At 65.0% G+C, this 7374-nt stretch carries 9 protein-coding genes; 5 read left to right on the top strand and 4 right to left on the bottom strand.

What is annotated here, in order from left to right:
• Window positions 1–705, top strand: a 705-nt coding sequence (locus HY699_20800; GenBank protein ID MBI4518247.1) for a hypothetical protein, incomplete at its 5' end; no start/stop codon positions are given.
• A 492-nt stretch (window positions 706–1197) separates the two neighbouring features.
• A complete protein-coding gene (locus tag HY699_20795) occupies window positions 1198–1389 on the top strand; it encodes an RNA-directed DNA polymerase (GenBank protein ID MBI4518246.1) in 192 nt (63 codons plus the stop codon).
• A gap of 78 nt (window positions 1390–1467) precedes the next feature.
• Here HY699_20795 and HY699_20790 read toward each other — a convergent pair whose 3' ends face one another.
• Window positions 1468–2043, bottom strand: coding sequence for a Uma2 family endonuclease (locus HY699_20790; GenBank protein ID MBI4518245.1), 576 nt, complete (start codon window positions 2041–2043; stop codon window positions 1468–1470).
• A 200-nt stretch (window positions 2044–2243) separates the two neighbouring features.
• On the opposite strand from HY699_20790, the gene HY699_20785 reads away from it, so the two are divergent.
• Entirely contained in the window at window positions 2244–2663 is a 420-nt protein-coding gene (locus tag HY699_20785; GenBank protein ID MBI4518244.1) for a nuclear transport factor 2 family protein, read from the top strand.
• A 71-nt stretch (window positions 2664–2734) separates the two neighbouring features.
• The gene (locus HY699_20780; GenBank protein ID MBI4518243.1) at window positions 2735–3808 is read left to right on the top strand and encodes a hypothetical protein; all 1074 of its coding nucleotides are present in this window, start codon (window positions 2735–2737) and stop codon (window positions 3806–3808) included.
• A gap of 395 nt (window positions 3809–4203) precedes the next feature.
• Here the strand turns inward: HY699_20780 and HY699_20775 are convergent, their stop codons facing one another.
• On the bottom strand, window positions 4204–4470 hold the full coding sequence (locus HY699_20775; protein ID MBI4518242.1) for a Txe/YoeB family addiction module toxin: 267 nt from the start codon (window positions 4468–4470) through the stop codon (window positions 4204–4206).
• A gap of 3 nt (window positions 4471–4473) precedes the next feature.
• The gene (locus tag HY699_20770) at window positions 4474–4755 is read right to left on the bottom strand and encodes a type II toxin-antitoxin system Phd/YefM family antitoxin (GenBank protein ID MBI4518241.1); all 282 of its coding nucleotides are present in this window, start codon (window positions 4753–4755) and stop codon (window positions 4474–4476) included.
• On the opposite strand from HY699_20770, the gene HY699_20765 reads away from it, so the two are divergent.
• The gene (locus HY699_20765) at window positions 4754–4918 is read left to right on the top strand and encodes a hypothetical protein (GenBank protein MBI4518240.1); all 165 of its coding nucleotides are present in this window, start codon (window positions 4754–4756) and stop codon (window positions 4916–4918) included. The two genes, HY699_20770 and HY699_20765, sit on opposite strands and share 2 nt — an antisense overlap.
• A 276-nt stretch (window positions 4919–5194) precedes the next feature.
• Here the strand turns inward: HY699_20765 and HY699_20760 are convergent, their stop codons facing one another.
• On the bottom strand, window positions 5195–7237 hold the full coding sequence (locus HY699_20760; GenBank protein MBI4518239.1) for a hypothetical protein: 2043 nt from the start codon (window positions 7235–7237) through the stop codon (window positions 5195–5197).
• Between the last annotated feature and the right edge of the window lie 137 nt (window positions 7238–7374).

Raw genomic sequence — 7374 nt, 5'->3', positions numbered from 1 at the left:
GCCGCCGCGGTGTTGCTGGGCAGCGGGGTCGCGGGCGCGGTACCGCCGCCGCCGGAGACCAGCCTCAACACCTGCCAGAGCACGGTGCGCACCGCGGCGAAGACGTATCTGACGAACTACGTCAACGCCGCCGGCACCTGCTTGCAGTCGATCGCCTCGAAGGTGGTCAAGGACAACGATCCGCTCAATGCGACCGTGGCGTCGAGCTGTGTTCTGCAATTCCGCTACCTCGAGGACTCACGCGCCGCCTATTACAGCCTGAGCGAGAAGCTCGCCAACTCGATCAACGCCAAGTGCGTCCCGGGCGGGAACAACACCCACACGGTTGCCGACATCCTAGGGCCCGGGGCGGGCGTGACGGAGCCGTTGCAGGCGCAAGACCTCAACGGCTGGTGCGCCTGGTTCGGCGGCGACGGCTCGGTCGATTCACTGGCCGAATGGCTCGACTGCATCACCGCGTCGCAGACCTGTGCCGCGCGCGCGGCGATCTCGACCCAGTACCCGCGCGCACTCGAATGGCTTGCCGCCGTGCGCGCCGTGATGACGACGCTCACCCCGCCGGCGACCGACCCGAATAAGATCAGCGACGCGATCGCCGGCCTCGACGCGGCGGCGGCTGCCATCGACGGGCCGGACGCCGACGGCCAACCCAACATCCAGAAGTACAATGGCTTCAAGGTTCGGGCGGTGCGCGGCGGCTTGTGATCGGCTCTGGGCCGAACGGGGAAGGTTCCTCCCTCTCCCCGCATTTTTTGCGGGGAGAGGGCCGGGGTGAGGGGCTCGTGCGTTTCCGGTACCACGAAGGACGCCAAGAGCACGAAGATCACACTTGTTCAGCGAATCCTCTTCGTGCACTTCGGTGGTGATCTCTTCGTCTCCAGTAGCGTGCAGCCGGCGTACGATTTCAGAACCCCTCACCCCAGCCCTCTCCCCGCACGACGATGCGGGGAGAGGGAGCGGAGTCGTAGAGATGCGGGGAGAGGGAGCGACACGGGAAGGGATGCGGGTGGGGCGATGGCGCTGAGACAGCGGGCGAGTTTCAGGTCAGCAACCTGGAAGCGGAGGGCCGATGGCACGTGATCTCCGCTGGCTCACCGCGGTGATCCTCTGCCACGATCCGACCGCCGATTACCGCTTCAAGGCGGGGCCGCGGCGGGTGCCCCGCCGCCGCACTATTCGATCGCGGCGCAGAAGACCTTGTTCGGCTATGACAACGCCTGCGGCCTGCCGATCGGAAACCTGACCAGTCAGTTCTGGGCCAACGTGTACCTCAACGAGCTGGACCAATTCGTGAAGCGCAGGTTGGGGTGCCGTTTCTATCGGCGGTACGTCGACGAGGTGATTCTGCTCGCTGAAGATCCCGAGCGCTTGCGGTGCCGGCGCGACTAGATCACTGAGTGGCTCAAGCGGCGGCTGCAGCTGCGGCTTTGTGGTCGAGGTAACGCGTCGGGGCGGTTCCTCGGCGAGCTACTTGGATGGCGTGTCGATCCACCACCGGCTCAGGTCGAGCTCGATCGCCTTGAACGGCTCGATGGGCGCGCGGTCCGCATCGCCGTAAGTGCTGGCTACCACCCAGTGCCGATCGTCGAGGCGGTACACCTCCAGCGTGTGCGCGGATGGATCCACCAGCCAGAGATGGCCAACCCGCTCGCGCGCGTAGACCGGCATCTTGCGGACGCGGTCGAGCCGCCCGGTCTTGGGCGACACGACTTCGCACACCCAATCGGGCGCAAGCTCGAAGTAGGCAACGTCGGGCACGCGCGGCATACACTCGTGCCGCCACCCGGCGAGATCGGGAACCAGCACGTCAGTGCCGAAGTGCAGCTCAGGCTCGTCGAGAATCCACCACCCACCGGGGCCGTCGGGGCTTCCGGGCCGGCGATCGAAGGGGGCCAGGTCCTGACCAATCGCCGAGCTTGCGCGAGCATGTGGCGAGGCCGGACGTGGCGTCGCGTACAGATCGCCATCGACGATCTCGGCGACGAGGTGATCGGGGACCTGGATGAGATCCTCGTAGGTCGCGCGGCGGCGGGCCGGGTCCATGCGTCTCCTTCCATAGCACGCTCGCGCCGAGGCGGGGAATGCTCGCGAGGATCTTAGCGCCGAATCAGGGGAGGTTGCCTTGGCTGGCTTTGCGGCCCGGCATCGTATAGGAGCGGGATGCGATTGCGTGGCTAACGCTTGTTCACACTTTGCCCGGCCGGATCGCCGGCGGCGTGGCCACGTAGGAGGGAGAGTTGTCGATGAGCACAGAGCACCCGGCCCGCGCCGCTTCGCAGCAGTCGATGGAACTGGTCACCAAGAAGCCGCCCAACGCCAAGGAGAGATGGCTGGCTTTGTTCGCCGACGACGCGATCATTGAGGATCCGATCGGCCCGTCGCCGCTCGACCCCGAGGGTAAGGGCCATCGCGGCAAGGCCGCCTTGGCTGCCTTCTGGGACATGAACATCGGACCCAACGAGCTGAGGTTCGACATCGAGCGCTCGTACGCCTGCGGCAACGAAGTGGCCAACGTCGGCACCATCACGACCAAGACACCGATGGGCATCACTGTCAGCGTGCCGGGCGTGTTCACCTACCGCATCAACGACGCCGGCCAGCTGGTTGCGCTGCGCGCTTACTGGGAGTTTGATACGGTGATGGGGGCGCTCGGGGCAGTGTAAGCGAGGCCGCGAGCTGTGAGCGCCGGCAATGCGGACATCTTCCTCAGCCACATAACTCGAAGGAGCTTGCGATGCTCTCGTCAATGGATGACTACCCCTTGCACCAGATTGCCGAGCCGATTCGGCACGTCGCCACCAGCGACCGCAATTTCTACGACCGCTACTACTTCAACCTGCACAACTGCACCGGCGAGATCTTCATGATCATGGGCATGGGCCAGTACCCCAATCTCGGCGTGCAGGACGCTTTCGCCCTGGTGCGGCACGGCCGCAAGCATCGCGTCGTGCGTGCCTCGCGCGCGCTCGGTGATCGCCGCGACACCAGCGTCGGCCCGTTTCGCATCGAGGTGATCGCCGGCCTCAAGACCGTTCGCTTCATCATCGACTCCAACCAGCACGGCATCGAGTGCGATTTGCGCTGGGAGGGGGCGATTCCGGCGTACCAGGAGCCGCGCATGTTCGTCCGCCGCCACGGCCGCGTGCTCTTCGACACCATGCGCTTCGCCCAGACCGGCTGCTGGACCGGCACGCTGCACGTCGCCGGCGAGAAGTTCACCGTCACGCCCGACTACTGGTGGGGCACACGCGACCGCTCGTGGGGCGTGCGCCCGGTCGGCGAGCTGGAGCATCCCGGCATCCGTCAAGCGGAGCCGTCGCTCGACGGCATGTGGAACTATGCCCCGATGCAGTTCAAAGACTTCTCGCTGCTGTACATGTGTCACGAGCGCAACAACGGCGCGCGCGAGTTGCAGGAAGGTGTCCGGATCTGGAATGACCCGGCGCGCCCGCCGGAGGACCTTGGCCGGCCCGAGCACGCGCACGTGCTGCGTCCCGGCACCGCCGTGGTCGAGCGCTCCGTGCTTTCCTTTCCGCAAGCCCCCGGCGGTCCGCTCGAAGTGAAAGTGACGCCGCTGGTGGATTGCCACGTCGGCATCGGGACCGGCTACGGCTACGACATCGATTGGCGCCACGGCATGTACCAGGGGCCGCTGGTGGTGCAAGGCGTCGAGATCGACGTGATCGAAGAGGCCGGACGGCTTTGGGGGCTGATCGACTCGGCCGCGCGCTTCGATCTCGGCGAGCACGCCGGCTACGGATTGCACGAGTACGGGTTCTTCGGTCCGTTCGAGCGCTACGGGGTGTGAGAGCCGTAGTCGATGCTGCGTCTCGCTAACTTCTGCGCTTGAGCGGGATTGCCGACGACCAAGTGACTACCGAAGGCCGGAACTTCCACTTCCAAAGCTCGCGGTCGCCTTCGTAAGGCAGCGCGACCACCAGGCGCATTTCCAAGGGTTTTTCCGTTATCCGGCACGACGGGGCGTCGTGCGAGACGGTGTGATGGTTGCCGCCGGATGGCGGAAAGGCCTGCCTGCGCCGCGGCTTCGGCAAGCAGGCCCCGTTGAACTGAACCGCCGATCACCGACGGTGCTCCCCACGTGTTGTGTGTAAGGGGCCGGGCTATAATCGCCTTACAATCCTTATAACTGCCGGGGCAACAAGGGGCGCATGCGGGCACACCCACGGCGCAACAACCCTTCGTTCAATAGTGATAGCGTGCCTTGAGAAAATGAATCGCCCCCTTCTCGACAAGGTAAATGACACGATGCTCCTGCGTGAGGCGGCGCGACCAGATGCCCGATCCCAAGTGCTTGAGGGGTTCGGGCTTTCCGATCCCTTGAAAGGGGTCGCGCGTGACCGATTCCACGATGTCCATGAGCCGCAGCGCAACACGGCGTTCCGTATCGATCCAGTGGCGGAGGTCCTCCCGAAACTCCACCTCGAACACCGATGCACGCGTGGCGGTCACGGGCTACTTTGCCTTCTCCAGTCCAAATTCCTTCCGCAACGCGGCCACGCTTTGCGGCTTAGTCTTACGTGAGCGCGCACGCGCGAGAGCCGTAAGCAGGCGAGCAGCATTGCGTGGAGAGCGAAGTTCGTGAAGGGCCTGCTCGAGACTACGCAATTCGGCCGCGGACACCAGAGCTACATCCTCCGCGCCGCGGCGATGGATCACGACGGCTTCGAGCGTCGACGCGGCGTGATCGCAAAGAGCGGCAAACTTGGCGCGAGCTTGAGTGTAGGTCGTTTCCATGGCAAATCCTCCGTACGCAGGTTCTGTACCGGTTAAGTTGCCCGCCGTCAAGCCGTTCAACGCCTTGGCGCTCAGGCGCGGCGCGCTCTTCGCCGTCGCCTGGAGCGGCTTGATCCTCATCAAGCCTCTTCCGTGCGCCGGTTACACCGGCAAGGTGTTGTGAATGAAAGTTCCATAGGTTGAAGGGCTAGCCACCCACAGCGACCCCGAGTCATGCGCACCTGTTCGGCCAAAGTCTCGGCGAAGGCTGCACGCACCAGCGCCAGCTTCTTAGCTTCCTTCCCTTCCCTGGGATGTGGCACCTCAGGCTCTGGCGGGTTTAGTGTCGACGCATGGTTGTGCCCTTCGCGACGCTGAAGCCCATCATCGTTCGTTGTCAGCCGCCGGCTGAGCGGCTGACCGCTCTCCTTTGCCCCTTCCGCCTCGCCCCTCACGGATTTCACTCACACCCATTCAGCGCGGCGTTCACGGCTTGCACCAGCTCGTCGACGGTGACCTCGCCGTCGGCGCTGGAATCGAAAGACGGGCAGTCAGCGAGTGTTGCATTGCCGAGGGCGATGTTGACGCCCTTCACCAGCTCGTCGACCGTGACCTGGAGGTCGTCGTCACAGTCGCCGATGCATATATTTGCGGGGGGCGCGGTTTCCGTCGGCGTTGGCGTCGGGCTCGGGGTGTCGGTGGGTTGCGGTGTCGGTGAGGCCGTGGGCGTCGGCGTTGGCGTCACGGTCGGAGTGTCGGTCGGCGTCGCAGTGAAGGTGTGCGTCGGCGTCATGGTTGGTGTGGCCGTCCGTGTCTGCGTAGGCGTGCTCGTCGGTGTCGCCGTGGGGGTTTTGGTCGGCGTCCGAGTCGGTGTGCTCGTTGGGGTCTGAGTCGGAGTAGCCGTTGGTGTGCTCGTGGGCGTGACTGTCGGCGTATTGGTCGCCGTGGCCGTAGGGGTACTCGTGGGCGTGCGGGTCGGTGTCACGGTCGGCGTACTGGTGGGCGTTGCTGTTGGTGTTCTGGTGGGTGTCATTGTGCGGGTGGCCGTTGGCGTGGGCGTCGTTGTTGGCGTCCCCGTCGGCGTCGGGGTTGGGGTGGGCACGGTATTGAAGGCCCACGGCCCGGCTTGCGTGCTCTTGCCGGTGTTGTCGAACGCGGTCACGAACCAGCTGTGTGGTCCGACGGAGAAGTCGACCGACGGAATGAAGGTGGTTTGCGTTGGCGGGACAACGCAGCAGAGCCCTGGGTTCGGAGGCGTACATGGGCTCGCGCAGATGCCTCCCGCGCCGTTGTCGACGGACACCTCGTAGCGCGCCAACCCGGAGCCCGGATCGCCCGAGTCCTGCCAGCGAAATGTGGGCCTGGCTTCCGCGACTGCCGCCCCGTCCTCCGGTGCGATCAGCTCGAACGGGAGCGGCGCATCGATCTCGACAGTGACGGTGAACGTCTCCAGCGACCGCGACTTGTTGCCGAGCTTGTCGAAGGCCTCGACGTACCACTGGTGTGGTCCATCCGAGAGTCCCTGCGGAGGGGTCGTGCAGTTGCCCGCCCCGAGCGAAATGTTGTCGCGCTTGCGCTCGTCGTCGATGTACAGCTCGTAGTGATCGAGGCCGGAGCCCGCGTCCGCCGGCCGCGTCCAGCACAAGGTGGGGGTCCTGCTGAAGACCCTCGCGCCGTCGGGTGTGCCCGGCGGTGTGCCGCTCAGCCGTAGGCCGGTTGGCCCCGTCGTGTCGACGCCGAAGTAGAATGTGCTCGTGGAGCTGGGGTTTACTGCAGCATCTGTGGCTCGAATGAACCACGAGTGCCAGCCATTCGCGAGTGCGTTCGGGAATTCATAGCATGTTTCCGAGGCGCCGGGGTCGAATTCCTGGGACGTGTCCAGCACCACCCGCTGGCTGCCTACCCCACTCCCGCCGGTATCTGTCGGCGGGGACCAGCACACGGTTGGAGTCGAGTCCGTAGTCCACGAATTGTTCGGCGGGTCAGGAATGAACGATGGGAACACCGGATACGTCGAGTCCATGCGCACGGTGCGGCCGGCGGCTGTGGTGCTGTTGCCGACCCCGTCGACTGCTCGGACCGCCCACGTGCGATTTCCGTCGCCGAGGTACGGTCGCAGGCGGTTGTCGTTCGCGGCGATGCTCGTTGACGTCGTGGGCAGGGTCGCCCGCAACTGGCCATCGATGAGCACCTCGTATGCGGCCAGGCCCGAGGGAGTTGGGCTGGACCCGTCGCTCGTAGGTGCCCACTGGAACGTGAAGCCGATGTTGAGCGACTTCCACGTGTTGTCCGCGGGCTCGGTCAAGTCGAATGGCGCGGGCGCGGTCCCATCGATGTTGACTGTGAACGTGTTTGGCGACTGCACGCACGTCCCGCCCGCGTTGCATCCCTGCACGGTCCACGTGTGCGGCCCTTCGCTGAGTTGCTCCGAAACCGTGAGCGTGTATTCGGTTAGAGATGGCGGGATGTTGTCCTTCCGTATGGCTTCATCGGTGTACAGCACGTACTGTGAACGGCGACGAGAAGCCGCCTGAATTTGGCGAAGAGCGCAAGGGAGCGCCGGATTCGTTCGCCAGAGTGTGAGAGGGAGATTGGTGATCCATCCTCTTGATGGATTTGCTTCGATCTCCTTGTTCTACT

Source organism: Deltaproteobacteria bacterium (genome assembly GCA_016210005.1).
Classification (GTDB): domain Bacteria; phylum Desulfobacterota; class Binatia; order HRBIN30; family JACQVA1; genus JACQVA1.
This window is presented reverse-complemented; position numbering and strand designations above follow the sequence as displayed.

Excerpts from the sequence above, each read along its gene's own strand:
- HY699_20790 (MBI4518245.1), bottom strand. The coding sequence starts at position 2,043 with ATGGACCCGGCCCGCCGCCGCGCGACCTACGAGGATCTCATCCAGGTC.
- HY699_20785 (MBI4518244.1), top strand. The coding sequence starts at position 2,244 with ATGAGCACAGAGCACCCGGCCCGCGCCGCTTCGCAGCAGTCGATGGAA.
- HY699_20780 (MBI4518243.1), top strand. The coding sequence starts at position 2,735 with ATGCTCTCGTCAATGGATGACTACCCCTTGCACCAGATTGCCGAGCCG.
- HY699_20765 (MBI4518240.1), top strand. The coding sequence starts at position 4,754 with ATGGCAAATCCTCCGTACGCAGGTTCTGTACCGGTTAAGTTGCCCGCC.
- HY699_20770 (MBI4518241.1), bottom strand. The coding sequence starts at position 4,755 with ATGGAAACGACCTACACTCAAGCTCGCGCCAAGTTTGCCGCTCTTTGC.